The sequence below is a fragment of the Duganella paludis genome, assembly GCF_054461335.1.
This window is the reverse complement of sequence record NZ_CM136922.1, coordinates 1,256,066-1,281,514: the sequence shown is the minus strand read 5'-3', so window position 1 is coordinate 1,281,514 and position 25,449 is coordinate 1,256,066. Positions and strand designations below refer to the sequence as shown.

25 protein-coding genes are annotated in these 25,449 nt (G+C 64.4%); 17 read left to right on the top strand and 8 right to left on the bottom strand.

What is annotated here, in order from left to right; all coding sequences use genetic code 11:
- The first annotated feature begins 242 nt into the window (after nucleotides 1-242).
- Nucleotides 243-635 carry a hypothetical protein gene (locus tag ACXZ1M_RS05815; protein WP_459052239.1) on the top strand — a complete coding sequence of 131 codons (393 nt, stop codon included), beginning with the start codon at nucleotides 243-245 and terminating at the stop codon, nucleotides 633-635.
- On the opposite strand, the gene ACXZ1M_RS05810 is transcribed toward ACXZ1M_RS05815, so the two are convergent.
- Complete coding sequence (locus ACXZ1M_RS05810; protein ID WP_459052238.1) at nucleotides 607-906, bottom strand: PEP-CTERM sorting domain-containing protein; 300 nt, start codon at nucleotides 904-906, stop codon at nucleotides 607-609. The genes ACXZ1M_RS05815 and ACXZ1M_RS05810 overlap by 29 nt on opposite strands.
- 278 nt (nucleotides 907-1,184) lie before the next feature.
- Here ACXZ1M_RS05810 and ACXZ1M_RS05805 point away from each other — a divergent pair, with 278 nt between their 5' ends.
- Nucleotides 1,185-2,879 (top strand): subtype B tannase, encoded by a 1,695-nt coding sequence (locus ACXZ1M_RS05805; protein WP_459052237.1) that lies wholly within the window; start codon nucleotides 1,185-1,187, stop codon nucleotides 2,877-2,879.
- Here the strand turns inward: ACXZ1M_RS05805 and ACXZ1M_RS05800 are convergent.
- Both ACXZ1M_RS05800 and ACXZ1M_RS05795 read right to left on the bottom strand, forming a co-directional pair.
- Nucleotides 2,874-3,341 carry a hypothetical protein gene (locus ACXZ1M_RS05800; protein WP_459052236.1) on the bottom strand — a complete coding sequence of 156 codons (468 nt, stop codon included), beginning with the start codon at nucleotides 3,339-3,341 and terminating at the stop codon, nucleotides 2,874-2,876. The two genes, ACXZ1M_RS05805 and ACXZ1M_RS05800, sit on opposite strands and share 6 nt — an antisense overlap.
- A 574-nt stretch (nucleotides 3,342-3,915) precedes the next feature.
- Nucleotides 3,916-5,535 carry a diguanylate cyclase domain-containing protein gene (locus tag ACXZ1M_RS05795; protein WP_459052235.1) on the bottom strand — a complete coding sequence of 540 codons (1,620 nt, stop codon included), beginning with the start codon at nucleotides 5,533-5,535 and terminating at the stop codon, nucleotides 3,916-3,918.
- 214 nt (nucleotides 5,536-5,749) lie between these two features.
- On the opposite strand from ACXZ1M_RS05795, the gene ACXZ1M_RS05790 reads away from it, so the two are divergent.
- From ACXZ1M_RS05790 to ACXZ1M_RS05780, 3 genes are all read left to right on the top strand, one after another.
- Nucleotides 5,750-6,943 (top strand): ABC transporter substrate-binding protein, encoded by a 1,194-nt coding sequence (locus ACXZ1M_RS05790; RefSeq protein WP_459052234.1) that lies wholly within the window; start codon nucleotides 5,750-5,752, stop codon nucleotides 6,941-6,943.
- A gap of 96 nt (nucleotides 6,944-7,039) precedes the next feature.
- A complete protein-coding gene (locus ACXZ1M_RS05785; RefSeq protein WP_459052233.1) occupies nucleotides 7,040-7,525 on the top strand; it encodes a hypothetical protein in 486 nt (161 codons plus the stop codon).
- A complete protein-coding gene (locus tag ACXZ1M_RS05780) occupies nucleotides 7,522-7,803 on the top strand; it encodes a hypothetical protein (RefSeq protein ID WP_459052232.1) in 282 nt (93 codons plus the stop codon). The genes ACXZ1M_RS05785 and ACXZ1M_RS05780 overlap by 4 nt, the downstream gene beginning before the upstream one ends.
- A gap of 10 nt (nucleotides 7,804-7,813) precedes the next feature.
- Here the strand turns inward: ACXZ1M_RS05780 and ACXZ1M_RS05775 are convergent, their stop codons facing one another.
- Genes ACXZ1M_RS05775 through ACXZ1M_RS05760 form a run of 4 tightly spaced genes read right to left on the bottom strand, consistent with a single transcriptional unit; the run spans nucleotide 7,814 to nucleotide 13,959 of the window.
- A complete protein-coding gene (locus ACXZ1M_RS05775) occupies nucleotides 7,814-9,052 on the bottom strand; it encodes an MFS transporter (protein ID WP_459052231.1) in 1,239 nt (412 codons plus the stop codon).
- Nucleotides 9,053-9,060: 8 nt separating this feature from the next.
- Nucleotides 9,061-9,546 carry a Dps family protein gene (locus tag ACXZ1M_RS05770; RefSeq protein ID WP_373992158.1) on the bottom strand — a complete coding sequence of 162 codons (486 nt, stop codon included), beginning with the start codon at nucleotides 9,544-9,546 and terminating at the stop codon, nucleotides 9,061-9,063.
- Nucleotides 9,547-9,590: 44 nt separating this feature from the next.
- On the bottom strand, nucleotides 9,591-10,745 hold the full coding sequence (locus ACXZ1M_RS05765) for an efflux RND transporter periplasmic adaptor subunit (RefSeq protein WP_459052230.1): 1,155 nt from the start codon (nucleotides 10,743-10,745) through the stop codon (nucleotides 9,591-9,593).
- A complete protein-coding gene (locus tag ACXZ1M_RS05760) occupies nucleotides 10,735-13,959 on the bottom strand; it encodes an efflux RND transporter permease subunit (protein WP_459052229.1) in 3,225 nt (1,074 codons plus the stop codon). Before ACXZ1M_RS05760 ends, ACXZ1M_RS05765 begins: the two co-directional genes overlap by 11 nt.
- 184 nt (nucleotides 13,960-14,143) lie before the next feature.
- Between ACXZ1M_RS05760 and ACXZ1M_RS05755 the strand changes: the two genes are divergently transcribed.
- Genes ACXZ1M_RS05755 through ACXZ1M_RS05740 form a run of 4 tightly spaced genes read left to right on the top strand, consistent with a single transcriptional unit; the run spans nucleotide 14,144 to nucleotide 17,151 of the window.
- A complete protein-coding gene (locus tag ACXZ1M_RS05755) occupies nucleotides 14,144-14,614 on the top strand; it encodes a VOC family protein (RefSeq protein ID WP_459052228.1) in 471 nt (156 codons plus the stop codon).
- 10 nt (nucleotides 14,615-14,624) lie between these two features.
- A complete protein-coding gene (locus tag ACXZ1M_RS05750; protein WP_459052227.1) occupies nucleotides 14,625-15,038 on the top strand; it encodes a YciI family protein in 414 nt (137 codons plus the stop codon).
- Nucleotides 15,039-15,074: 36 nt separating this feature from the next.
- Nucleotides 15,075-15,887: a YciI family protein gene (locus ACXZ1M_RS05745; RefSeq protein ID WP_459052226.1), complete on the top strand. Its 813-nt coding sequence runs from the start codon at nucleotides 15,075-15,077 to the stop codon at nucleotides 15,885-15,887.
- Nucleotides 15,856-17,151, top strand: a complete 1,296-nt coding sequence (locus tag ACXZ1M_RS05740) for an RNA polymerase sigma factor (protein ID WP_459052225.1) — start codon at nucleotides 15,856-15,858, stop codon at nucleotides 17,149-17,151. Before ACXZ1M_RS05745 ends, ACXZ1M_RS05740 begins: the two co-directional genes overlap by 32 nt.
- Here the strand turns inward: ACXZ1M_RS05740 and ACXZ1M_RS05735 are convergent.
- Nucleotides 17,148-17,654: a GAF domain-containing protein gene (locus tag ACXZ1M_RS05735; RefSeq protein ID WP_459052224.1), complete on the bottom strand. Its 507-nt coding sequence runs from the start codon at nucleotides 17,652-17,654 to the stop codon at nucleotides 17,148-17,150. The genes ACXZ1M_RS05740 and ACXZ1M_RS05735 overlap by 4 nt on opposite strands.
- A gap of 158 nt (nucleotides 17,655-17,812) precedes the next feature.
- On the opposite strand from ACXZ1M_RS05735, the gene ACXZ1M_RS05730 reads away from it, so the two are divergent.
- The 8 genes from ACXZ1M_RS05730 to ACXZ1M_RS05695 all read left to right on the top strand — a co-directional run bounded on the left by ACXZ1M_RS05730 (nucleotide 17,813) and on the right by ACXZ1M_RS05695 (nucleotide 25,440).
- Nucleotides 17,813-17,998: a hypothetical protein gene (locus ACXZ1M_RS05730; RefSeq protein ID WP_459052223.1), complete on the top strand. Its 186-nt coding sequence runs from the start codon at nucleotides 17,813-17,815 to the stop codon at nucleotides 17,996-17,998.
- A gap of 73 nt (nucleotides 17,999-18,071) precedes the next feature.
- Nucleotides 18,072-19,085 (top strand): ligase-associated DNA damage response exonuclease, encoded by a 1,014-nt coding sequence (locus tag ACXZ1M_RS05725; RefSeq protein ID WP_459052222.1) that lies wholly within the window; start codon nucleotides 18,072-18,074, stop codon nucleotides 19,083-19,085.
- A complete protein-coding gene (locus ACXZ1M_RS05720; RefSeq protein WP_459052221.1) occupies nucleotides 19,078-20,697 on the top strand; it encodes an ATP-dependent DNA ligase in 1,620 nt (539 codons plus the stop codon). The genes ACXZ1M_RS05725 and ACXZ1M_RS05720 overlap by 8 nt, the downstream gene beginning before the upstream one ends.
- Nucleotides 20,694-23,105, top strand: coding sequence for a ligase-associated DNA damage response DEXH box helicase (locus ACXZ1M_RS05715; RefSeq protein WP_459052220.1), 2,412 nt, complete (start codon nucleotides 20,694-20,696; stop codon nucleotides 23,103-23,105). Before ACXZ1M_RS05720 ends, ACXZ1M_RS05715 begins: the two co-directional genes overlap by 4 nt.
- Complete coding sequence (gene pdeM, locus ACXZ1M_RS05710) at nucleotides 23,102-23,755, top strand: ligase-associated DNA damage response endonuclease PdeM (protein ID WP_459052219.1); 654 nt, start codon at nucleotides 23,102-23,104, stop codon at nucleotides 23,753-23,755. The genes ACXZ1M_RS05715 and pdeM overlap by 4 nt, the downstream gene beginning before the upstream one ends.
- Nucleotides 23,756-23,841: 86 nt before the next feature.
- Nucleotides 23,842-24,108 carry a KGG domain-containing protein gene (locus ACXZ1M_RS05705; protein WP_459052218.1) on the top strand — a complete coding sequence of 89 codons (267 nt, stop codon included), beginning with the start codon at nucleotides 23,842-23,844 and terminating at the stop codon, nucleotides 24,106-24,108.
- Nucleotides 24,109-24,264: 156 nt separating this feature from the next.
- Nucleotides 24,265-24,912 (top strand): PepSY-associated TM helix domain-containing protein, encoded by a 648-nt coding sequence (locus ACXZ1M_RS05700; RefSeq protein WP_459052217.1) that lies wholly within the window; start codon nucleotides 24,265-24,267, stop codon nucleotides 24,910-24,912.
- 18 nt (nucleotides 24,913-24,930) lie between these two features.
- Entirely contained in the window at nucleotides 24,931-25,440 is a 510-nt protein-coding gene (locus ACXZ1M_RS05695) for a DUF2271 domain-containing protein (protein WP_459052216.1), read from the top strand.
- Nucleotides 25,441-25,449 lie beyond the last annotated feature (9 nt).

The window sequence follows — 25,449 nt, the reverse complement described above, 5'->3', positions numbered from 1 at the left end:
CCGGTCGGACTCTGGATCTCGAAGCCGCCCAGCGATTGCTGCGGGCCGACGTGGGCGTTCTCGGAAATCCAGCCGACATAGGTCATCAGGTCGGACTCGGACTGCCAGCCGGGCGGCGTGCCGGTGACGGTGGCGGGCGCCACGATGTCGAGGTGGAAGGCGGCGATGTACAGCGGGCTGCCCAGCGGCTCGTCGTTGAAGATGGTGTAGGTCCAGGTGGCGTTGTTCAGCAGCACGTTCACATGAGAGCGCAGGCGCGGCGAGGCGTACGGCGCCGGTTCGGGTATCCGCAGGTAGCGGTTGACCACAAAGCCCAGCGTGCCGCCGGCCTGGTAGGTGCCGCGCAAGGTCAGCAGGTATTGCTGGCCGGGCGCCAGGCCGGTGTTGCTGAAGCGCGTGCCGATGCTGCCGCTGCCTTCGCGTTGCAGGTTGCCGATGTACACGGGAAAATTCTGCGGGCTGATGCGGCGCGCCGCACCCAGGGTGGCGCCGGTCAGGTAGACGTTCAGCGCGGCTTCGGCGCCGGTGTTGGCGATGGTGAGCGAGACGATGATTTCCTCGCCGGTGTTCAGCACCGTGGCGCTGCCCGTGATGAGCTGGGGTTTGCTAGCCATGATGGCCTCCGTGATTGGTGAGCGGGCGGCGACGCAGCAACAGCGGCAGGCCGGCCAGCATGATGGCCAGCGTGGCCGGTTCCGGCACCGCCACCACCTGGTCGATCAGGAAGGCGATGCTGACCGTGTCGGAGAAATTGCCGGCCGCGTCCTGCAGCACCACGTCCAGCGTTTGCGTGCCAGGCGGCGCGCCGGGCGCGATGTCGATGCTGAACAGGGCCACGTTGTCCCGGAACGAAAAGCTGGGAATGTTGAACGGAACCAGCCCCAGCGTTTGCTGCGGCGTCAGCACGCCCGGATCGAAGTTGCCGAAATTTGAGTTCCCCTGGTTGGTGTAGCGGGATCAGCCACGCATTTACCGTGCCCATGGGTTGGAGCCCAGCGAAATCAAGGGCGTATCCGCAGCGCTGCGATGCAGATGCAAAACAATGTAAAGATGGCTGACACTGCCGATAAGTAAAATGCGCAGCGGAAGAAGCGAATGGCAATGATGCGCGGAAAGTGCGCGTCTATACTCCTGATCAACGCTGGCCGGCGTCTCAAGAACAACAGCCCCCTACTGGAGACAATATGAAACGCACTGCGATAGGCACTTGCCTGTTGCTGTCGCTGGCCGCCTGCGGCTCGGACAACAGCAACGCCACCACCAACACCACGACCACAACTCCCATCGTCACCGCGCCGGTCGGCGCATACGACAGTGCATTGGCGTTCGACAAGACCAAATACACCACCATCAACGTCACTATCGACGGCGTGAAGACGCCGGTGCGCTGGTACAAGGAAGTCTGCTACGTCGGCAAGCCGGTGCTGATGGCGAGCAGCGTGACCGGCATGAATGGCGCGGTCAGCACCATCGCCAATCCGCAGTGCGGCTATCAGAGCATGAACATCTACGTGCCGGAAAGCGTGGCCGCTGGACAGGATGCGGCGCTGTACTTCGCCGTCAACAACAGCGGCTGGATGGCTAGCTACGTCAAGGCCAGCGTGGCCGACGGCGCCAGCTTTGCCAGCGCCGCCAGCAACGTCGGCGCGGCGCTCAAGGCCGGCTATATCTATATCGACGTCGGCACGCGCGGCCGCGGCATCATGGCGGCGGACGGCAGCTACGGCGGCAAGGCGCCGACCGCGATTGTGGATGCCAAGGCGGCGGTGCGCTATCTGCGCCTGAACGACGCCGTCATGCCGGGCAACGCCAACCACATCGTGGTCAACGGCACCAGCGGCGGTGGCGGCCTGTCGTCCATCCTCGGCGCGTCAGGCAACAGCAAGGACTATCTGAGCTACCTGGCGGCGGTGGGCGCGGCGGGGGTGGCGGCCGACGGCAGCAGCACCTTGCGTGATGATGTGCTGGCGGTCAACGCCTATTGCCCGATCACGGACCTCGGCAATGCCGACCTGGCCTATGAATGGGTCTACAACATTCTCAACACGCGCCAGACCGTCGGCAGCCTGCCGAACGCCAAGGGCAGCGCCGAGCTGATGGCGAAGTTCGTGGCCTACCAGTCCGGCCTAGGCCTGAAAACCTCGGGCGGGGCGCCGCTGCTGGCGACCAATATGCTGGAAACCATCAAGGCCGAAGTGATCCGCTCCGCGGAAACCCACATGGCATCGGGCGGGACCATACCCAACCTCGGCGAGCTGATCACCTACAGCAGCGGCATGGGCGCGGCGGCCGTGACCAAGACCTACGTCAACGACTGGATCAGCGTCGACAACGCCAGCAAGAAAGTCACTTCGCTGGACATGGAGAAATACCTGAAGTTCGTCGCCACGCAGAACACGCTGAAGAACACGCCGTCGTTCGACCAGACCGGCCTGACCATCACGGCCTCCGCCGGTGAATCGAATATGTTCGGCACCAACACGCAGGCCTATTCCAACTTCACCGAATACGGCTGGGACAACAACGACGTCGCCGGCGACGGCATCGGCTACCTCGACACGGGCTACTCCTGGACGCAGTATGCCGCGCTGGCGAGCACCGTTGTGCCGACCCAGGTCAAGCTGATCAACCCGATGGCTTATATCGGCGGCGCCAACGGCACGGCGCCATACTGGTACGTGCGCCACGGCACGCGCGACCGCGACACCGCCTTCACCGTCTCGATCAACCTGAGCCGCGCGCTGGCGGCGGATGCCAAGGTGCAAGACCTGAACTACCGCCTGGCCTGGAACCAACCGCACGCCGGCAACTACGACGTGCCCGAAGCCATGGCGTGGATCGACCAAACCCTGAAAACCGCCGCCGCCAAGGGGCTATGACGCTTGACGCAGCGGTCCCCTCGGCCGCTGCGTTGCTGTGGCTTCAGTGTTTTTCTTTGGACGACCGCCTTTCGCACCGTTGATGCGGGCGGCGGTGGCTTTTGCCGCGCTTGTCTTTCTGCCTTGTCGAGACGCGGCCCAATAGTTGCCAATATTTGGCGGTAAAAAAGTAGAGACCAGCATAGCTACGTCAACTGAGATATCCGCTTTTTCGAAGATCAGGCCATCACCACCGGGCGTTACAAGTGGCATCGAGTAGTCTGCATTCGGGGACTCTTGAAAAAATGATGCATGCCGGATGTCGAACGAGCAGTTGAAACTGTTTGAGTAGGCGATGGTGAGTGTATGGTTGCGAGCGTTGTAAGAAGCGCGCACCGCATGGGGCTGCTTTATCGCTTCACGGCCTGCCTCAATTGCCTGCTGATAGTCCTGCTCGGAAATGAGCTCACGAACCTTCTTCATGCTTCCACCTTTTCGCCGCGTGTGCTTGTGCCGTTGTTCCATATAACACTTGCTCTTACTTCGGAACTGTCGTCCGTCTTCTGTATGTACTTTCCTGAGCCGGCGACTAACCTCCCCTGAGACTCACTGTCGCCGCATAAAGCTACGCGTCGGGCTGCTGCATTTCCAATGCGCTTTACACTCTTGTTGTCCAGACAGACTGTCTGCTGAGTTCTCCACCACTCGGGGCGGCAATGAGAGTCCAGTTTGTCCACTAATTGGTTGGCTAGCTCATTGATTAATTTTGCTCCTGGTTCCTTGCCGTTTCTTGCCAGCTTGATGTCCCATAGCTTAACGAAATCATTGTCTACCATGGAGAACTTGATTCGCGCGCTCCACCCATCTTTGCTCACGAATGTGACATGTGGGGGATAGTGATCGTTGGGCCAGATGTGTGCCGTGACGTTCTTATATGACCACATTCATTTTAACCTATTTAGATGGGTTTTTTTGGGGGCGATTTGCGTTTCTCCATTATTTCAGCACTGTCGTCAGAGGGATTTGATTAATGCCTTGGAAGGGGCTTTTGCTGGATTCAGCGCACCCGCACCACGCGCTCGGCGCCGACCGGGTTGACGGCGTAGCCGTTGCGGCCGGCGGCCTTGACGCCGTACAGGGCCTGGTCGGCGGCGCGCATCACTTCCTCCGCCGTGGCGCTGGTGTTGGTGGTGATGGCGATGCCGATGCTGGTGCGCACCTCGCGCTGCTGCGCGCCGAGAATGAAGGGCGCGTGCATGGTGTCGAGGATTTTCTTGCCCAGCACATCCATCTCGGCGTTCGACGACTGTTGCTCGAACACGATCACGAATTCGTCGCCGGCCAGGCGGGCCACCGTGTCGGTGCTGCGCACCGCGCCCGTCAGCCGGCGTGCGAATTCGATCAGCACCTGGTCGCCCGCCGCGTGGCCAAGGGTGTCGTTGATGGTCTTGAAGTGATCGATGTCGAGAATGGCCAGGCCCACCGGCTGGCCCGAGCGCGCCGCGCGCGCCAACGCCTGCGGCAGGAAGGCGTCGAACATGCGGCGGTTGTTCAGGCCGGTCAAGACGTCGGTGGTGGCCAGCCGGTGCAGTTCCAGCTCGGCCAGCTCGCGCCTTTGCGACAGGCCGTAGAAGGCCCGGCTCAGGTGGCCGAACTCGTCCTTGCGCGCCACATCGAACACCGAGATGTCGGCGCGGCCGGCGCTGATGTCTTCCACGTGGCGGTGCAGGCGCCGCAGTGGTCGCAGCATGTTCTTGGTGATGGCCCAGCCGAACAGGCCGGCCACGGCGGTCAGCAGCGCCGCCCCCAGCAGCGCGCGCAGCCGTACGTGCAGCATCGAGGCGAACGCGCTGCGCACTGGGTAGGACAGGCCGATGGTCCAGTCGCTTTCCCGCAGGTGCTTGTGCACCAGCAGCACCGGCACGCCGTCGTCGAGAATGCCGTCTTCCCAGCCTTCGGGGTTGCGCAGCGCCGCTTCCAGCAACGTGCCGGGCATGTCGTCGCTTTTTTCCAGGATGCGGCTCTTGTCCGGATGGTGCACGATGACGCCGGCATCGGTGACGATGAACAGGTAGCCGTCGGCGCCGGCGCGCAGCGAGTCGAGCTGGGCGGAGAACGACGGCCGCAGCAGGTCGATGGCGCCGAGCAGGATGCCGATCATCTTGCCGTCGGCGTCGCGCAGCGGCTGCGTGATCACCACCACCGGCTGGCCCGATAAGGTGCTCTTGAACGGCGCCGACAGCACGCCTTCCTGCAGGCGCAGGGTGTCGCGGAAGTACTGGCGTTCGGCGATGTTGATGCGCTTGGCCTGGCGGTCGCGAAGGCTGGCCACCAGGTTGCCCGACAGGTCGAAGGCGTTGACGTTGAAGAAGGTGTCGCGCAGGGCCTCGTGGGTTTCCAGCTGCTGCTGGATGCGCTCCAGCGGCAGGCCGCGCTCGGTGAATTCCTCGGTCAGCAGTTTTAGTATCTGGCGCTTGTTTTGCAGGTCGTTGTCGATGAACGCGGCGGCGCCGGTGAGCAGCGACAGTTCCTGCCGGGCGATCACCAGCCGCAATTCCGATTCGGCGATCAACAGCGAGATGCCGCCCGAGCCTATACCCGCAAACAACACCAAAGCGATCACCAGCGCGGTGATCTTGAACTTGAAGCTGGAAAAAAAGTTGGAAGCTGGCGGCACGTGGGCTCCCGGCATGCAACGCGTAGAGCACCAGTATAGCGCAGTCGTCGCGCTGGCCGCGCCCGTTTGTGGTGCGATAAGCAGATTAGCGCGCAATCGCGGTCCTTTTCGGACCACCGCTTTCGCCAGTTCTGGACAATCGGAGACGATGTTGTTGTTTTGTACATCGCTGAAGAAAAACGACTTTCACAATAACCAGAAGGAGACCAGGGCAATGACACATCCTCTCAATCAACAGCGCCGTGACCTGATGCTAGGCGCGGCGGCGGCCGTGACTACGGGCCTGCTACCCACCATGGCTGGCGCGGCCGCTGGCGGGCCGCTCAAGGTCGGGCTGATCATTCCCATGTCCGGGCCGTTCGCTTCCACCGGGCGCCAGATCGAGGCGGCCGTCAAGCTGTACCTGCAGCAGAACGGCAGCACGGTGGCCGGACGCAAGATCGAGATTCTGCTCAAGGACGACGGCGGCGTGTCGCCGGACGTCACCAAGCGGCTGGCGCAGGAGCTGGTGTCGCGCGACAAGGTCGAGGTGCTGGCCGGCTTCGGCCTGACGCCGCTGGCGCTGGCCAGCGCGCCGGTCGCCACCCAGGCCAAGGTGCCGATGATAGTGATGGCGGCGGCCACTTCCATCATTCCGCAGAAGTCGCCGTTCATCGTGCGCAGCGGCTTTACCGTGCCGCAGATCACCCAGCCGATCGCCGAGTGGGCGCCGAAGAACAAGATCCGCAGCGTGGTGACGCTGGTCAGCGACTACGGTCCAGGCATGGATGCGGAGAAGACTTTCGTGACGGGCTTTACCAAGGGCGGCGGCAAGATCGTCGAATCGCTGCGGGTGCCGCTGCGTAATCCCGACTACGCACCGTTCCTGGCGCGGGTGAAGGACGCCAAGCCGGATGCGCTGTTCGTATTCGTGCCGTCGGGCGAGGGCGCGGCGGTGCTCAAGCAGTTCACCGACCGGGGGCTGGCGGCGGCCGGCATTCAGCTGATCTGCACCGGCGACGTGCTGGACGACGACCTGATGGCCAGCATCGGTACGGCGGCCACGGGCGTGGTCAGCAGCCACCATTATTCGGCGGCGCATCCGTCGGCGGAAAACAAGGCCTATGTCGAAGCCTTCATGAAAGCCAACAACGGCATGCGGCCCAACTTCCACTCGGTGGGCGCGTACGACGGCATGAACCTGCTGTACCTGGCGCTGGCCAAGACCAAGGGGGACAGCGACGGCGAAAAGCTGCTGGCCGCGATGAAGGGGCTGGCCTGGACCAGCGTGCGCGGCCCGGTCGAATTGGACGCCGCCACGCGCGACATGGTGCAGACGGTCTACATCCGCAAAGCGGAAATGGTCGGCGGCGGCATGTACAACGTCGAGTTCGACAAGATCGAAAAAGTCCGCGACCCCGGCGCCTAAACCGCCGCGCACGTTTGCGCCAGCTCAACCGCTGCCAACACGCCTCGCGACATCCTACCGCTAAGCGGTGGGATGTTTTACTTTGGGGCGTGCACCATGGAACTTATAACTTGCAAACTACTCAAAATGTATGTTGGCGAGGAGCGTTCTGATCATCTCGAATGGCATATGGGGAATGGACCAGTACGCTATCCGGATCTACATTCGCGGCGGGCTTATCCAGTTCAGATTGCCGATGCGAGGCTCTGGGATGCAGCCGGAAAGCCTTTGGATACTGGAGAGGCCGATGTAATTGCGCGATCTGGTGGCCGCGCTATTTACGTTCTGGATGCGCACGGAAATCTATACTGTTCGGTTTCATCGCAATACTATAAATTTCATCACTCTTCTTTGGTGGCCGGGTCGGCAGTAGCATGCGCAGGTGAGATTGAAGTGGTCAATGGAGTAGTCATCTATGTGAACAATAGAAGCGGTCACTATCGGCCGTCCTTCCTTCACATAATGCAGTTCTGCGATTATTTGAAGAAAAGGGGAGTAGATTGTAGTTGGATGGAGAAATTTGAAGGAGATTGTCAGTCATGAAAAATCCATGCTGGCGTGCGGTGGTCACTGCGCTCGAATATGCGATTCAGTTTTCTCCTGAGCCTGATAGTGCCCAGGAAAGACTACGTTTGTTTAATATTGTCTGGTATCGGAATATTTATCCATTTTCGGTGGACGATACACGCCGGGCGTTGGCTTTTTTGGAGCGGCAGAAGGATATTGATATTTCGGGCTTGTTGCCACAACCGCATTCTAATCAGACGCTGAGGAGGGTCTTTGCGCAGCTAAATCAGACCTTGTCGAAATTGCCGGCCTAGCGAGGGGGCATCAATTGACCTTCGGCGCCCATCTGCGGCGCAGGAGGATGAGGGTGCTGGCGGCGCCTAGCAGCAGGAAGATGAAGATGGCTTTCATCGGTAGTTCGTAGCTGCCGCTGGTGTGCAGCAGCCACCCGGACAGGCTGGCCGAGACGCCGCCCGCCAGGCTGGTCGCCACTTGCTGCATGCCGGTGTTCAGGCCCACGGCCTGGGACGGTATTAGGGTCAGCTTGCAGAGCGCCAGGTTGTTGGCCGTCACGAGTCCCAGCAGCGACAGCGACAGCACGTTCCAGAACAGCGCCATCTGCAGCGATTCCGCATAGGCGCCCAACAGCACCGTGGTGGCGCCGATAAAGCCGGCGATCACGAAGCCCTTGCGCACCAGCACCGCATCGCCGCCGCGCGCGATCAGGCGGTCCGCCGCCCAGCCGGCCAGCACCGCCACCAGCGCGATGCCCGCGAAACTGAAGAAGGTGTACAGGCCGGACTGGCCCAGCGACAGCCCGCGCTGCTCGACCAGGTAGGCCGGCATCCACGTCATGCAGTAGAAGTTGAAATAGGCGTAGCAATAGTTGTTCACCAGCCCGCCCCAGACCACCGGACTGGCCAGCAGGTTGCGCAACGGCACCGATGCGGCGCGCTGCATGCGTTCGCTCAATTCCTGTTTGGATGGGAAGTCATTGCCCACCGTCGCCAGCCACGGCCACAACCACAGCAGCCCGGCCAGGCCGGTGGCGACAAACATCATCTGCCACGAGGAATGCATGATGAGCCAGGCGCCCAGCGGCGCGCCCAGCGCCGGCCCCAGCTTGCCGCCCATGGCGATGATACCGAGCGCCATGCCCTTGCGGCTTTCGGTGATGTGGTTGGCGAGATAGCGATAGGTGGCGGGAATGACCACGCCCTCGGCGGCGCCGATCAGCAGCCGCATCAGGATCAAGGCCGGTACGGTGCCCACCAGGCCGGTGGCGGCGGCAGCGCAGCACCATACCGCGAAGCAGACGGCGTACGGCCACTTGACGCCGTAGCGATCGACGATCCAGCCCATCGGGATCTGCACCAGGCCGTAGGACCAGAAGAAGGCCGCGTGCAGCCAGCCGCGCTCGACGCTGCTTAAACCAAACGCGCGCACAAAGCCCTGGTCGGCGAGCGCCGACGACAGGCTGGTGCGGTCGATCAGGGAAATCATCACGCCGAGCGCCAGCAGCACCACGATCAGCCATGGTCTCCGTGGCGCCGGCGTCGGCATTGCGGGGCTTACTCTTCCAGCAGACTACGCAGCATCCACGCGGTTTTCTCGTGCACGTCCAGGCGCTGGGTCAGCAGGTCGGCGGTTGGCTGGTCGTCGGCCTTGTCGACCAGCGGCAGCAGCTTGCGCGCGGTGCGGGCGGTCGCTTCCTGCGCCGACACCAGGTGGCGCACCATGTCCAGCGCGGCCGGCACGCCTTCGATTTCCTTGATCGTGGCCAGCTTCACGAACTGGGCGTAGGTGCCCGGCGCCGGATAGCCGAGCGCGCGGATGCGTTCGGCGATCTGGTCCAGCGCGGCCCACTGTTCGGTGTACTGCGTCATGAACATCTGGTGCAGCGAGTTGAACATCGGACCCTTCACGTTCCAGTGGAAGTTGTGGGTCATCAGGTACAGCGTGTAGCTGTCGGCCAGCAGTCCGGACAACCCTGCGGCAATGGCGGCGCGGCTTTCGTCGGAAAGGCCGATGTCGATCTTCATGGCTTTATCACCCATCATCAAACTCCTTTTAAATCAACTTGGATCGCTCCATTGTAGCGCTATGGCGCGCGGTCCGCTCGTACCGCTGCGGCCGCCACCCGGACGACGTCGCCGCTGGCCACGCCATCCGGCGGATTGGCGATGACCTGGTCGCCACGCTCGATGCCGGAGGCGATCTCGATCACGTTGCCCAGGTCGCGCCCCAGGGTCACCGGCTTCAGCAGCACATGGTTGTCCTTGCCCAGCGTGGCCACCTGCGTCCCGCTGCGGTTGAAGATCAGCGCGCCCGGCGGAATGCTCAGCGCCGTGGCGCTGGCCGCCGCTTCGAAGCGGACGTTGGCGTAGGCGCCCGGCAGCAGTTCGCCGCTGTCGTTCTGCACGGTCAGCTGCACCAGCATGGCGCCGGAGCCGGCGCTGATGGCCTGCGCCAGCGATTGCACGGTGGCGGTGTAGGTCTTGCCGGCGCGCTCGGGCACGCTCAGAACGGCCTTGTCGCCGACTTTGATGGCCGCCACCTGGCGTTGCGGCACGTTGACGTACACGCGCAGGCGCTTGATGTCGGACACCACGAACAGCTCGCTGCCGGCCGCGCCGCCGACGCTGATCAGCGCGCCGACGTCGGTATTGCGGGCGGTGACCACGCCGTCGAACGGCGCCACCAGGCGCGTGTAGCGCTGCAGCGCCTGCACCCGGTCGACATTGGCCTGCAGGGCGTTGACGGCCGATTGCTTGGCCGCCAGGTCGCCGGATTTTTCATCGGCTTCCTGGCGCGACACGGCGTTGGCCGCCAGCAGATCCTGCCAACGCTTGGCGGTGCTGCCGGCCAGGGTCAGGTTGCTGCGCGCGCTGGCCAGTTCGGCCTTCGCTTGCAGCAGTTGTTGGTCGAGGTCGGGGGTCTCGATGTCGGCCAGGGTCTGGCCGGCTTTCACCGGGGCGCCGATATCGACTTTCCACTCTTTCAGATAGCCGCTGACGCGCGCATAGATGGGGGCGCGCGCCCATGGTTCGATGCGGGCCGCCAGTTCCACCGGTGCGCCCGGCGTCTGCCCGGCGGCCAGCACGCTGACCACTGGCACCAGCGGCTCGCCGGCCTGCTTGACCTGCTCGGCCAGCGAGCGTCGGCCCAGGATGCCTGCCGCAAGCAGGGCGGCGGCGAGGACGGCCAGGCCGATGACCAGCGGCGCGTGTCCTTTACGGGACGGGTTAGTTTGCATGGACAGGTGCTCCGGAAATAGGTTGATTTTTGGTAGAGGCGCGCGGTGCGTGCTTGCGGTGCACCAGGCTGAAGACGACCGGCACGAACAGCAGCGTGGCGGTGGTGGCGAAAATCAGGCCGCCGATGACGGCGCGGCCCAGCGGCGCGTTCTGCTCGCCGCCTTCGCCCAGGCCCAGCGCCATCGGCAGCATGCCGATGATCATCGACAGGGCGGTCATCAGCACCGGACGGAAACGTACCGAGCCGGCTTCCAGCGCGGCGGCGGTGGCGTCGCCCAACTCGTCCAGGCGCTCGCGCGCGAACGAGATCACCAGCACCGAGTTGGCGGTGGCCACGCCCATGCACATGATGGCGCCGGTCAACGCCGGCACCGACAAGGTAGTGTTGGTGGCGAACAGGGTCCAGACGATGCCGGCCAGCGCCGCCGGCAGCGCCGAGACGATCACCGCCGGGTCCAGCCACGATTGGAAGTTCACCACGATCAGCAGATAGATCAGCACCACCGCGCCCAGCAGGCCGTACAGCAGGCCGGCAAAGGCGCGTTCCATGGTCTTGACCTGGCCCAGCATCTGCACGGTCGAACCTTTCGGCAGGTCGGCCTTGGTTTCCTCCAGCACCTGGCGGATGTCCTTGGCGACGGCGCCGAGGTCGCGATCCTGGGTGGTGGCGTAGATCTGCACCATGGACTGCACGTCGTACTGGCTGATCAACGCCGAGCCTGTGCCGCGCTCGAAGCGGGCCACGCCGCCCAGCGTGGCGCCGCTGGTGCTGCTGCCATTGCCCACCGGCAGATTGGCCAGCGCCGCCAGCGAATCGAGCTGGGTCTGCGGCGTCTGCATGACGATAGGGTAGCTCACGCCGTTGGCTGGATTCAGCCAGAAGGTCGGCGCCACCTGGCTGGAGCCGGCCAGGTTGACCACCAGGCTGTTGGTGATGTCGCGCGTGGTCAGGCCCAGCTGCTGCGCCTGGGTGCGGTCCATCTCCACCTTGAACACGGGCGCCTTGTTGGATTGCTGGATGCGGGCGTCGGCCACGCCGGGAATGGCGCGCACTTTCTTCAGCAACTGCTGCGCGTAGGCGTAGTTGCCTTCCAGGTTGTTGCCGCGAATCTGTACATCCACCGGCGCCGGGGCGCCGAAGTTGAGGATCTGGCCGACGATGTCGGCGGGCGGGAAGGAGAAGGTGGTATCCGGGAATTCCTGCGGCAACGCCACGCGAAGCTTGCGCACATATTCGGCGGTCGGCTGGTGGCCTTCCTTGAGGGCGATCTGGAAGTCGCCATCCTGCGCGCCCATCATGCCGGTGTTGTTGTAGGTGAGGTTGATCGAGCTCGATGGCAGGCCGATGTTGTCGACCATGGTTTCGATGTCCTCGGCCGGAATCACGCGGCGGATGGCCTGCTCGATGCGGGCGAAGCGCACGGCGGTCTCCTCCACACGGGTGCCGACCGGCACGCGCACGTGCATCAGCACCTGGCCGGAATCGACCGAAGGGAAGAAATTGCTGCCGATGAAGGGCAGCAAGCCGAAGGACAGCAGCACCACCACCATGAAGCCGATGATGAAAGGCTTGCGCTTGCCGACCGCCGAGGCCAGCACCTCCGAGTAGCCGGCGCGCAGGCGTTCGAAGCGCGCTTCGAAGCCGCGCTGGAAACGTACCAGCGGATTGCGCGACGGCTCGGCCGGGCCGTTGCCGCCGTGGCCGTGCGCGTGGCCTTCGCCAGTGTCATGCGGCTTGAGCAGGAAGTTGGCCATGGTCGGCACCAGCGTGCGCGACAGTACGAAAGAGCACACCATGGCGAAGATCACCGCCTCGGCCATCGGCACGAACAGGAAGCGCGACACGCCTTCCAGGAAGAACATCGGAATGAAGACGATGCAGATGCACAGCAGCGAGACAAACGCCGGCGTGACGATCTGCGCGGCGCCGTCCAGGATGGCGTTCTCCACCGACTTGCCTTGCTCCAGGTGCCAGTTGATGTTTTCGATGGTGACGGTGGCATCATCCACCAGGATACCAACCGCCAGCGCCAGGCCGCCCAGCGTCATCAGGTTGAGCGTTTCGCCGATCGCCGCCAGCGCGATGATGGAGCCGAGGATGGACAGCGGAATCGATACGGCGATGATGATGGTCGAGCGCCAGCTGCCGAGGAACAGCAGGATCATGATGCTGGTCAGCGCGGCGGCGATCACGCCTTCCATCGCCACGCCCTTGATGGCGGCGCGCACGAAGACCGACTGGTCGTTGATCGGCGTGACCTTGAGCGCCTCCGGCCAGCCCGGCTTGAGCGACTCGATCTTGGCGCGCACGCCGTCGACGATGGCCAGCGTCGAGGCCGAACCATTCTTCAGCACCGACATCAGCACCGAGCGGCTGCCATCCACGTGCACCACGTTGGTTTGCGGCGCGTTGCCGTCGTGGACGTTGGCGATGTCGCCCAGGTAGACGGTGGCGCCGTTCATCACCTTCACCGGCAGCCGCGCCAGGTCGGCGATGGCCGACGGCGCGCTATTGAGCTGGATGGTGTATTCCAGCGCGTCGATCTTCTGCGTGCCGACCGGCGTGAGCACGTTCTGCGCCGCCAGCGCGTTGGCGATGTCCTGCGCCGACAGGCCGCGCGCCTGCAGCAGCGCCGGGTCGACGTCGATCTGCACCTGGCGCTGCTTGCCGCCGTAGGGCAGCGGAATCGCCGCGCCCGGCACGGTGACCAGCGGCGTGCGCACGGTGTTCATGCCGAGGTCGAACAGGTTCTGTTCCGACAGGCCCTTGCCGGACAGGGCCAACTGCAGGATGGGCACGGTGGCGGCGTTGTAGTTCAGGATCAGCGGCGGCGTCACGCCGGGCGGCATCTGGCGCAGCGCCGATTGCGCGATCGCCGTCACCTGCGCGTTGGCCACGGCGATGTTGACGCCGGGCTGGAAGAAGATCTTGACGATGCTGATGCCCTGGTAGGTATTGGCCTCGATGTGTTCGATGTCGTTGACGGTGGTGGTCAGCGTGCGCTGGAACAGCGTGGAGATGCGCCCGCCCATCTGGTCGGCGGGCAGGCCGGTGTATTGCCAGGCCACCGCGATCACCGGGATGCGGATGTCGGGGAAGATGTCGGTCGGCGTGCGCAGCGCCGCCAGCGGCCCGGCGATCAGCAGCAGCATGGCCATCACCACGAAGGTATAGGGGCGCCGGAGCGCCACGCGGACGATATCAATTAACACAAAGGGACTCCCAGGGCGGCTTTATACATTAGTGAATAATTTTAGCGGGTTTAGCGCTGGCAGCTGATTTAAGAATTGTTTCTGGCTTGTATCAAGAATATTTTTTAAAATCGTGTCGATTCGTAGTGTGCTGCTTCGTCGTAGGTATAGAGTTACTCGTTCAACGTTCAACCAGGAGACCATCATGAATGCCAAAGTAGACCCGATTCCGCAAGACATGCACACCCTGACGCCGCACATCGTATGCGAAGGCGCGGCCGACGCCATGGAGTTCTATAAAAAAGCCTTCAACGCCACCGAAATCATGCGCATGCCCGGCCCCAACGGCCGCCTGATGCACGGCGCCCTCAAGATCGGCGATTCGGTGCTGATGCTGGCCGACGACTTTCCCGAATACGGCGGCTTCGGTCCGAAGGCGCTGAAAGGCAGCCCGGTCACGCTGCACCTGTACGTGGTCGACACCGACGCCGCCTTCAAGCAGGCGGTCGACGCCGGCGCCACCGCCCGCATGCAACCGGCCGATATGTTCTGGGGCGACCGCTACGCCCAGGTCACCGACCCGTTCGGCCACAACTGGGCCATCGCCACCCACATCAAGGACATGACGCCGGAAGAAATGGCGGAAGCGATGAAACAGCAAATGCCACCGTGCTAAGGAGTATCCCATGCGATTCATGATTATTGTAAAAGCCACCGCCGATTCCGAAGCCGGCAAGATGCCGAGCGTGGAACTGATGACGGCCATGGGCAAGTTCAACGAGGAACTGGTCAACGCCGGCGTGCTGCTGGCGGGCGAGGGCCTGCATCCGAGTTCCAAGGGCGCGCGCATCCGCTACGACGGCGCCAGCCGCACCGTGATCGACGGCCCGTTCGCCGAGACCAAGGAGCTGATCGCCGGCTTCTGGCTGATCCAGGTGAAATCGAAGGAAGAAGCGATCGAGTGGATGAAGCGCTGCCCGAATCCGTTCGACGGCCCGTCGGAAATCGAAATCCGCCAGGTGTATGAAATGAGCGACTTCGGCGAGGTGGCCACGCCGGAACTGGTGGCGCAGGAAGAGGCTTTGCGCGCCCGCCTGTGATACCTTTATGGCTGGTTTAGTCAGGAGCTCGATGTAATGGAATTCATGGTACTGCGCCGCGCCAATCAGAGCACGGAACGAGGCATACAACCGCCGGCCCTGGAGCCGGGCACTTTTCTCCAGCCCAGCAACAAGGCGGTGCGCCTGCTGCGCCGCGACGGCGCCTGGAGCGAAGTGCGCGGGCCGTTCCCGCCCAAGGAACTGGTGGCCGGCTTCGTGCTGCTGGAGGCCGAGTCGCGCGAGGACATCATCGCCCAGGTGCGCTGGTGGCCCTTGTTCGACAGCGGCGCAGTCTATGAAATCCGCGACGCCGGCTGCCCCGGCAACTGCGTCGGCTTCGACGAGCGCGGCACGGCGGCGGGGACCATCCCGCAGCGCAAGGAGGAGCTCACGCGCTACGTGGTGTTCCTGCGCTCGGACGCCGACACCGAGTCGGATGCCGCGCCGCCGCCGGAAGTCATCGATGTCATGAACGCCAGTAACGAAGCCGGCGTGCAGCAGGGCGTGCTGCTGGCCGGTGAAGGACTGAAAGGCACGTCCAGTTCCACCCGCATCCATTACGCCAACTCCAAAACCACGGTGGTGGACGGTCCGTTCACCGAAGTGAAGGAACTGATCGCCGGCTACTGGATGTTGCAGGCGGCCTCGATGGAACAGGCCATCGCCTGGGCCAAGGCCTATCCCTATCCGCAGCCGGTCGACATCACGCTGGAAGTGCGCGAGGCGTGCGAGCGCAAGGCCCATGTCGAGTTCACCCAGGAGATGATGTCGGCCGAGGCGCGCCTGCGCGCCGAACTGCTGGAAGCGGGCTTGCGCAATGCCTTCAGCAAAGCGGCCCGTGGCGGCTGAAGTCCACAAGATCGTCGAAGCGGTGTGGCGGATGGAGTCCGCCAAAATCATCGCCATGCTGGCGCGCATGTTGCGCGACGTCGGCCAGGCCGAGGAACTGGCGCAGGATGCGCTGGTGCAGGCGCTGGAGCGCTGGCCCGCCAGCGGCGTGCCGGACCAGCCGGCCGCATGGCTGACCACGGTGGCCAAGAACCGCGCGCTGGACGTGCTGCGCCACCGCCAGCTGCACAGCGAAAAAGAAGCGGCCATCAGCTACGAGATCGATTTGCTGTTGCAGGATGCCGCGCCCGATATCGAACGCGCGGTGGCCGATGCGCTGGAAAACGACATCGGCGACGACCTGCTGCGGCTGGTGTTCGTGGCCTGCCATCCAGTGCTGCCCACCGACGGCCGCGTGGCCTTGACCCTGCGCCTGCTGGGCGGCCTGAGCACCGACGAAATCGCCCGCGCCTTCCTGGTGCCGGAAAAAACCGTGGCGCAGCGCATCGTGCGCGCCAAGCGTACCTTGGCTGAGGCCAAAGTGCCGTTCGAGGCGCCGCGCGCGCACGAGCTGGGCGAGCGCCTGGCTTCGGTGCTGCAGGTGATCTATCTGATTTATAACGAAGGCTATTCGGCCAGCGCCGGCGCCGACTGGATGCGGCCGGCGCTGTGCGAGGAAGCCTTGCGCCTAGGTCGCATCCTGGCCGGGCTGCAGCCGGACGAGCCGGAAGTGCACGGCCTGGTGGCGCTGATGGAAATCCAGTCCTCGCGCGCCCGCGCCCGCGTCGGCCCGAAAGGCGAGCCTATCCTGCTGCTGGAACAGGACCGCAGCCGCTGGGACCAGATGCTGATACGGCGCGGCCTGGCGGCGCTGGCGCGTGCCGAACAGACCGCGCGCGGCTTCGGGCCGTATGCGCTGCAAGCCGCCATCGCCGCCTGCCACGCCCGCGCGCGCCGCGCCGAGGACACTGACTGGCAGGGCATCGCCGCGCTATACGAGGCGCTGGCGCAGCTGTCGCCGTCGCCGATAGTGGAATTGAATCGCGCCGTGGCGCTGTCGATGGCCTACGGGCCGCAGGCGGGACTGGAAGTGGTGGATGGGCTGCGCGATGCGCCGGCCTTGAAGACTTACCATCTGCTGCCCAGCGTGCGCGGCGACTTGCTGGCCAGGCTGGGACGGCATGAAGAGGCGCGCGTTGAATTCGAACGCGCCGCCGGACTGACGCAGAACCAGCGCGAACGCCAGCTGCTGCTGGCACGCGCCTCGTCCTGCCAGGTGCTTTAGGCCAGGGTGGCTTCCAGCAGTTTCACCAGCGACTCGATGCCGTCGGCGTCGGTCTGGTCGAAGCGGTTCGGCAGCGGGCTGTCGAGGTCGAACACGCCGACGATGGCGCCGTCCGGACCACGCACCGGCACCACCAGTTCCGAACGCGAGTTGACGTCGCAGGCGATGTGGCCGGGGAAGGCGTGCACGTCCGGCACGACGATGGATTTACCTTCCACCACGGTGGTGCCGCAGACGCCACGGCCTTTCTTGATGCGGATGCAGGCCGGCTTGCCCTGGAACGGTCCGAGCACCAGTTCTTCGCCCTTGAGGAAGTAGAAACCGGCCCAGTTCAGGCCCGGCATGCTGTTGAATACCAGCGAGCTGAAGTTGGCGGTGTTGGCGATCAGGTCGGTTTCGCCGTGGAGCAGGCCCTGCAGTTGCGGGCGCAGGTCGTTGTACATGGCGTTTTTGGCATCGGCGCTGTCGGTGCCGTAGGCGGTGTCGCTGAGGGTAAAGGTCATGATGTGCTTGTGCTTGTAAATGATGCGAGGGCTATATGGTAGCGTATCCGAGTAAACTGCGACGACTTCCTACCCTAATTGTAGGCGGTGTCCGATAGCGCAAGGGCTGGTGGCAAGGTACGCTGGAGAACACACCGTCGCTATCGAGGGGGGAAGAAATGACTACCAGAAAAAAGAGCGCTGCCGCCACGCGTCAGAAAAAATCCAGGACCGCGCTGCCGCCGGCCGTTCCAGCCGTGCCAGACCTTGAGACCATGCTCTCAATCGGCGAAGAGCGTGTCCTCATCGATGATGAGGAAAATGACAATGTTTACTTCATGGCGGAACTCGTAGACACCATGTAGCTCGGTGCGTTGCCTGACAGACGGCGACAGCCGTGCGGTGCAAGAATCGGCTATCGTATTCCGAAAGCCGCTTATGTCCGCAGATATGGTGATCGTACGCAAGGAAGGCCTGTATTGCGTACCCGGTCAGTTCTACATTGATCCGTGGCGTCCCGTCGAGCGCGCCGTCATCACCCACGCGCACGGCGACCACGCGCGCGGCGGCCACCAGCACTACCTGGCGGCGGCGCCGGGCGTCAACGTCCTCAAGTCGCGCCTCGGCGCGATCAACGTCACCGCGCTGGCGTATGGCGCGCGCGTGCAGCACAACGGCGTGACCGTGTCGCTGCATCCGGCCGGCCACGTGCTGGGCTCGGCGCAGGTGCGCATGGAGTACCGTGGCGAAGTGTGGGTGGCCTCGGGCGACTACAAGGTCGGGCCCGACCACACCTGCGCGCCGTTCGAACCGGTGCCGTGCGACACCTTCATCACCGAATCGACCTTCGGCCTGCCGATCTACCGCTGGCAGCCGCAGCAGGAAATCTTCGACGACATCAACGCCTGGTGGGCCGAGAACGCCGCGCAAGGGCGCACCAGCGTGCTGCTCGGCTACAGCTTCGGCAAGGCGCAGCGCATCCTCAGCGGCTTGGCATCGGGTATCGGCCCCATCGTTTGCCACGGCGCGGTGCAGAACCTGAACCAAGTGTACCGCGAGTCCGGCGTGTGGCTGCCGCCGACCGCGATGGTGGGCGAGACGCCCAAGGGCGAGCTGGGCAAGGCGATCGTGGTGGCGCCGCCATCGGCCGCCGGATCGCCTTGGATCAAGCGCTTCGGCGACTACAGCGACGCCTTCGCCAGCGGCTGGATGCAGTTGCGCGGCGCGCGCCGCCGCCGTGGCGTCGATCGCGGCTTCGTGCTGTCCGATCATGCAGACTGGCCCGGCCTGCTGCAGGCCATCAGCGCCACCGGCGCGCAACGCGTGATCGTCACCCATGGCTCGATCGCGGTGCTGGTGCGCTGGTTGCAGCAGCAGGGCCTGCAGGCCGGCGGCTTCGATACCGAATTCGGCGATGATGAAGTCGACGATGCGGGAGTCCAGCATGCGTAACTTCGCCCGTCTCTATGCCGAACTCGACGAGACCACCTCCACCACGCGCAAGCTGGCGGCGCTGGAAGCGTATTTCCGCACGGCGGCGCCGCAGGATGCGGCCTGGGCCGTGTACTTCCTGGCCGGCGGCAAGCCACGCCAGGCCGTGCCGACCAAGCTGCTGCGGCAGTACGCCATGGAATACGCCGGCCTTGAAGAGTGGCTGTTCGACGAGTGCTACAACGCCGTCGGCGACCTGGCGGAAACCATCGCCCACGTGCTGCCGCCGCCCAAACATCCGGGCGAGATCGGCCTAGCCGACTGGATCGAGCTCGGCATCGCGCCCTTGCGCGGCGCCACGCCGGAAGCCACGCGCGAAGCCCTGTTCACTTATTGGGACCAGCTGGAAACGCGCGAGCGCTTCCTGCTCGTGAAACTGATCGGCGGCGGTTTCCGCGTCGGCGTATCGCGCTTGCTGGTGACGCGTGCGCTGAGCGCCGTCGCCGGCCTGGAAGGCAGCCTGATCGCGCAGCGCCTGATGGGCTGGACCGATGGCAGCATCAACCCGACAGCGGCCGGCTTCGTGCAACTGATCGCCGCTCACACGCCGCAGGAGCAGGAGCAGCGCGGCGGCCAACCTTATCCCTTCTTCCTGGCGCACCAGCTGGAGCGCGAGCCGGATTCGCTCGGCGACCTGGCGGACTGGCAGGTCGAATGGAAATACGACGGCATGCGCGTCCAGCTTGTGCGGCGCGAAGGCAAAAACTGGCTGTGGTCGCGCGGCGAGGAATTGATCACCGAGCGCTTCCCGGAACTGGCCGCGCTGCGCCTGCCGGACGGCGTGGTGCTCGACGGTGAAATCCTGATCTGGCATAGCGGCGTCGCGCCGGCGCCGTTCGCGGCGTTGCAAAAACGCATGGGCCGCAAGCTGGTATCGGCGCGTCTGCTGGGCGAGCTGCCGGCGGTGATGGTGGTGTACGACCTGCTGGAGCTGGACGGCCGCGACCTGCGCGAAGTGCCGCAGGCCGAGCGGCGCATGCTGCTGGAGCAGCTGGTCGGCAGCCTGCAGGGTGCTCCGCAATTGCGCCTGGCGCCGCTGATCACCGCCGATAGCTGGGACGAGCTGGCGCTGATCCGCACCGAGTCGCGCGAGCGCGGTGTCGAGGGCATGATGCTGAAGGCGGTCGATGCACGTTACGGCGTCGGCCGCACCAAAAGCGTCGGGACGTGGTGGAAGTGGAAGATTGATCCCTATAGCGTGGATGCGGTGCTGATCTACGCGCAGGCCGGCCACGGCCGCCGCGCCTCGCTGTACACCGACTACACTTTCGCCGTGTGGGACGAGGAGCGCAAGCTGGTGCCGTTCGCCAAGGCCTATTCCGGCCTGACCGACGCCGAGATCGCCCAGGTGGACCAGGCGATCCGCAAGACTACGATAGAAAAATTCGGCCCGGTGCGCAGCGTCACGCCGAGCATGGTGTTCGAGATCGGCTTCGAGGGCATCGCCAGTTCGCCGCGCCACAAGTCCGGCGTGGCGGTGCGCTTCCCGCGCATCCTGCGGCGGCGCGAGGACAAGTCGATCGATGAGGCAGATACCCTGGCATCCCTGAAGAATCTCCTGGCCGCGCCATGAACGCGAAGGCGTGGTTCGCCGAACGCGGTTGGAAGGTATTTCCGTTCCAGCGCGCGGTGTGGGACGCGGCGGCGGCCGGACAGTCGGGCCTGTTGCACGCGACCACCGGCGCCGGCAAGACCTATGCCGTGTGGTTCGCCGCCTTGCAGCTGCCGCGCCCGAAGCGCGTCGGCTTGCGCGTGCTGTGGATTACGCCTATGCGCGCGCTGGCCGCCGACACCTTGCACGCCTTGCAGGAGGCGGCGCCGGACTGGCAGGTGGAAGCCCGCACCGGCGATACCAGCTCGGCCCAGCGCGCGCGCCAGAACAAGCGCCTGCCCGACGCCCTGATCACCACGCCGGAGAGCCTGACGCTGCTGCTCAGCCATGCCAACGCCGCCGAGCGCTTCCAGCAACTGCAAATGATCATCATCGACGAATGGCACGAGCTGATGGGCAACAAGCGCGGCGTGCAGACGCAGCTGGCGCTGGCCCGCCTGCGCCGCTGGAATCCGGAGCTGCTGGTGTGGGGACTGTCGGCCACGCTGGGCAACCTGGCGCAGGCCAGGGAAACCTTGATGCCGGAAGGTGTGATCGTCGAGGGCCACGTGGCCAAGAAGATCGTGGTCGATACCCTGATACCGGAACATCCGTCGCGCTTTCCGTGGGGCGGGCATCTGGGCGTGAAGATGCTGGAGCCGGTGATCGCCGAGATCGAACGGCACAACGCCACGCTGGTATTCACCAACACGCGCTCGCAGGCCGAGCTGTGGTATCAGCATCTGCTCGATGCGCGTCCGGATTGGGCCGGGCTGATCGCGCTGCATCACGGCTCGCTGGACAAGGAAGTGCGCGAGTGGGTGGAGCAGGGACTCAAGCAGGGGCAGCTGAAAGCCGTGGTGTGCACCTCCAGCCTGGACCTGGGGGTGGACTTCCTGCCGGTCGAACGGGTGCTGCAGATCGGTAGCGCCAAGGGCATCGCACGGCTGCTGCAACGGGCCGGCCGCAGTGGCCACGCGCCAGGAAGGGTGTCGAGGCTGACGCTGGTGCCGACGCAAAGCCTGGAGCTACTGGAAGCGGCCGGCGCCATCCAGGCCGTGGCCGCGCGCGACATCGAGGCGCGGCCGGTACCGGAGAAACCGCTGGACGTGCTGGTGCAGCATCTGGTGACGATGGCGCTGGGCGGCGGCTTCCGCTCGGAGGAGTTGCTGGCCGAGGTGCGCACCGCCTGGTCCTACCGCCAGCTGAGTGACGACGAATGGCAATGGGCGCTCGATTTTGTCGCGCGCGGCGGGCAGACGCTCGTGGCGTATCCCGAATACCGGCGCGTGCTGCCGGACGAGGAGGGCGTCTACCGCGTGCCGGACGCGGCGCTGGGCCGGCGTCACCGCATGGGCATTGGCACCATCGTTTCCGATTCCTCCCTGCAGGTGAAGTACGTCAGCGGCGGGCGGTTGGGCAGCGTCGAGGAATCGTTCATTTCGCGGCTGCGCAAGGGCGATCACTTCCTGTTCGCCGGCCGCATCCTGGAATTCGTGCGGCTGCACGAGATGACGGCCTACGTGCGCCGCGCCACCGGCGCGCGCGGCGCCGTGCCGCGCTGGCAGGGCGGGCGCATGCCCATGTCGTCCGAGCTGGCGCATGCGGCGCTGGCGCAATTGCAGCTGGCCGCCGCCGGCCGCTACGAAGGACCGGAAATGCAGGCGCTGCAGCCGCTGCTGGAGATACAGCAGCGCTGGTCGTCGCTGCCGACCGCCGGCGACACCGTGATAGAAACCATGCACAGCAGGGAGGGCCGGCACCTGTTCATGTTTCCGTTCGCCGGGCGTTCTGTGCACGTGGGCCTGGGCGCGTTGCTGGCCTATCGCGTCGGCCGCATGATGCCGGCGACGTTTTCCATCGCGGTCAACGACTACGGCATGGAGCTGCTATCGGCGCAGGAACTGGACTGGGCCAAGCTGATGGACGTGGGGCAGGGCGCCGCCGTGGAGTTGTTCAGCACCGATCATCTGCTGGAGCATGTGCTGGCCAGCCTGAACGCCACCGAAATGTCGCAGCGCCGTTTCCGCGAAATCGCCCGCATCGCGGGGCTGGTGTTCCAGGGCTATCCGGGACAGGGCAAGAGTGCGCGCCAGTTGCAGGCGTCGTCGTCGCTGTTCTTTGCCGTGTTCAGCCAGCACGACGCCGGCAACCTGCTGCTGACTCAGGCCCAGCGCGAAGTGCTGGAACAGGAGCTGGAACTGGGCCGCTTGCGCGCTACACTGCTGGAACTGCAGGCGCGCACGGTGCGCTTCCACGCTATCAAGCGCGCCACGCCGTTCGGCTTTGCGCTGATGGTGGAGCGCTTCCGCGAAAAACTCAGCACCGAAAAATTGTCGGACCGCGTGGCGCGGCTGGTGCGTGAACTTGAAAAGGCGGCCGGACCATGAACCTGAACATTGCAGGCGAAGAACTTTTGCTGTTGCCGCAGAAGGCGGTGTATTGGCCGCGCCGGAAGATGCTGGTGGTGGCCGACATTCACTTCGGCAAGGCGGCCTCGTTCCGCGCGCTGGGCGTTCCGGTGCCGGCCGGCACCACCAGCGCCAACCTGGGCGCGCTGGACGCGCTGCTGGCCTTGCATGCGGTGCGCGAGGTGGTGTTCCTGGGCGACTTCCTGCACGCCAAGGCGGCGCACGCGCCGGCCACGCTGGCGGCGATGCAGGCCTGGCGCGAACGCCATCCGGGCTTGCGGCTGGCGCTGGTGCGCGGCAACCACGACGCCCATGCAGGCGATCCGCCCGCCGCGCTGGGTATCGAGGTGGTGGATGAACCGTGGATGGTGGGATCGTTCGCGTTCTGCCACCATCCGGACGTGCTGTCGCCGGCGTATGTGCTGGCGGGCCATGTGCATCCGGTGTTCCGTTTGCGTTCGGGCTGGGAGGGCATGAGGTTGCCTTGTTTCCTGATGTCGGAGGAGCGGATGGTGCTGCCGTCGTTCGGCGCCTTCACGGGCGGACATCCGGTGTTGCCGCAGCCGGGCGAGCGGCTGTTTGTCACCAGCGGCGAGGCTGTACTGGAGGTTCCTGATGCGGCATCGTAAAAATCCTACAGTGCTTGCTCGGCCTGTCCTACAACGTGTGCTCCAGTGCTGCACTACGATGGGTGCTCTACTTTCAGGAGGTGACTATGGCAACCAACGATAAAGGTAACAAGCAGAGCGGTGAGGCCGGCAGCAGTAGCAGCGCCGGCACCAGCACCAGCAAACGCGGTTTCGCTTCCATGGACCCGGAACGCCAGCGCGAAATCGCCGCCGAAGGGGGACGGGCGGCCCATGCCAAGGGCAAGGCGCACGAGTTCACCTCGGAAGAAGCGCGCCGGGCCGGCGCCATGAGCCATAAAAACGACCCAGGACGCAAAACCCAGGGCAACGAGCAGGGCGGCTCCAAACAATAGGCCTCGCCCCCTAAAACCAGCAAATCGACCGCAGGCCAGCCGCCTGCGGTTTTTTTTTGCCTTGTTTTTGCCTACTTTACATAATAGATACACAAGCTGGATTGACTCTTCAAATGATAATCATTATCATTTATGTTTTTCACCGAAGGAAGATCCGTGAGCGTACAAAGCGCCAGCTCCGCCCGCAATGCCAGCCGCGCCGTCTGGCTGAAGCAATTGCACCAGTGGCATTGGATCAGCTCGGCCATGTGCTTGCTCGGCATGTTCCTGTTTTCGATCACCGGCATCACCCTCAACCACGCCTCGCAGATCGAGGCCAAGCCGTCCATCGTGCGCAAGCAGGCGCAAGTCCCGGCGCCGCTCAACGCCGAACTGCGCGCCTACGCTGAACAGCATGACGGCGCCAAGGAGCCGCTACCGCCCAAGGCCGAAGCCTGGCTGGAAGACACCTTCAAGATCCAACCCGGCGGCCGCGCGGCCGAATGGTCTGCCGACGAAATCTACCTGCCCCTGCCCAAGGCCGGCGGCGACGCCTGGGTGCGCATTGGCCTGGAAGACGGCGCCACCGAATTCGAAAACACTGATCGTGGCTGGATCTCCTGGCTGAACGACGTCCACAAGGGCCGCAACACCGGCGCCGCCTGGAACTGGTTCATCGACATCTTCGCCGTCGCCTGCCTGGTGTTCTGCATCACCGGTTTATTGATCTTGAAGTTCCATGCGGCCAACCGTCCGTTCACCTGGCCGATGGTGGGCCTTGGTGTGCTGATTCCCGTAGTTATTGCACTGCTGTTTATCCATTAATCTCACGACAGGTATTCCATGAAATTACGCTACTCCATCGCGCTCAGTCTGCCCCTTGCCAGTGCTTCGGCCATGGCTGCCGATCTGGCCCTCAAACTCGACGTGCCGCAGCTGAACGTGGCTGAATACCACCGTCCGTACATCGCCGCGTGGGTGGAGAACGCCGACCAGAAAGTGGTGGCCAACCTGGCGGTGCTGTACGACGTCAAGAAAAAGGACAACGCCGGCACCAAGTGGCTGAAGGACATGCGTCAATGGTGGCGCAAGACCGGCCGCGAACTGACCATGCCGCTGGACGGCGTGTCGGGCGCAACCAAGGCGCCGGGCGAACTGACCCTGAACGCCCCGAAAGGCGCGCTGGACAAGCTGCCGGCCGGCCAGTACACCGTGCTGGTGGAAGCCTCGCGCGAAGCCGGTGGCCGCGAAGTGGTCAAGGTGCCGCTGCAATGGCCGCCTAAATCGGCGCAGAACGTGTCCGGCCAGGGCAAGGAAGAACTGGGCGCTGTCGTTGTACAAGTCAAACCATAAGAACGGACG